Here is a 1,152-nt window from a genome sequence, read left to right as displayed (position 1 = left end):
AATCGAGCGGTCTGATCGCAAGGCGCTCACCGCAGAAGGCTTGCGGGACTTTCCACATCTGTCCCCGGAAGGCGACGTAGCTCCGCGTCGGGGAGACGGTTCGAACGATCTCTCCGGTATCGTATTCGACCTTCGGAATACGGTTCGGCATGGCGCGAGAACTCGGCCGGTAGCGGTCGGCCGGGACAGCCATGCCGAGCCCCTCGTGAGGCCGCTCCAAATTGTAGAGTGTGCGCCAACTATCCAGGGCACGCTGGACTTCCGGCAGAGTGCAGAACGAGCGCAGGGCAAACACTTCCGCCTTCAGGCTGCGATGGAAGCGCTCGTTCTTGCCGCGGCCCTGCGGGTGACACGGCCTGGCATGCACCACGCGGATGCCGAGCTTGAGCAACCATACCTTCAGCGCGGTCCAGCGAGCGCCGGAGGTATCGCCCCAAGGCGAGCCATTGTCGATGTAGAAGGCGTCCGGCAGGCCATAGCGGCGAAAGGTATCGGTCAGATGCTTCTGCACGTTGAGGCGCTGCTCATTGGCACATGCCTTCAGGCACAGAGCATAGCGCGAGTGATCGTCCACCATGGTCAGCGGATGGCACCGCGTCCCGTTGCCGAGAGGCATGTGGCCCTTGAAGTCCATCTGCCACAGCTGATTGGGTGCCTCCTTCTCAAAGCGATGGCCTGGCGGACTGGGCGGCGCCTTCTCACCCGGCTTGATCCGCTCGTGCCGGCACAGGATCCGATGCACCGTGGAAACCACCGGCACAACCTGCCCATCCCGCTTCAGGCAATGGGCGATCTTGCGCGCTCCCCAGGCCGGATGCTTGTCGCGGACCGCCACCACCTGCGCCTCCAGCGCGATCGCACTGCGCTTGGGCATCGTCTTCGGTCGACAGGACTGATTAGCCAGTTCCCGATCGCCAGCCTGCCACCGCTTCAGCCACTTGTAGCCGACATCAGGACTGATCCCGAATCGCCGGCACAGCTCTCGCCGGTTAGCTCCTTCCTGCAGAGCAAGCCGCACAAACTCTCGTCGCTGATCCATCACTGACACCTCGTTCCACGGCATGGACGGCCTCCCGAATCGACCAATCCAGCCAATTTTGATGTGTCAGCTATGTCTCCGAACACCTGTCAGTGATCTGTCCGGTCTAAACA

Annotated in this window: 1 protein-coding gene; it reads right to left on the bottom strand. The window is 62.4% G+C overall.

Annotation, left to right across the window (positions count from 1 at the left end):
- On the bottom strand, positions 1–1,063 hold a 1,063-nt coding region (locus tag H8B02_RS47380; protein ID WP_229172528.1), incomplete at its 3' end, for an IS481 family transposase.
- Positions 1,064–1,152 lie beyond the last annotated feature (89 nt).

It is taken from the genome of Bradyrhizobium altum (assembly GCF_020889705.1).
Taxonomy (GTDB): Bacteria; Pseudomonadota; Alphaproteobacteria; order Rhizobiales; family Xanthobacteraceae; genus Bradyrhizobium; species Bradyrhizobium altum.
Note: the sequence above shows the minus strand (reverse complement) of the source record. Positions and strands in the feature narration are given on the sequence as shown.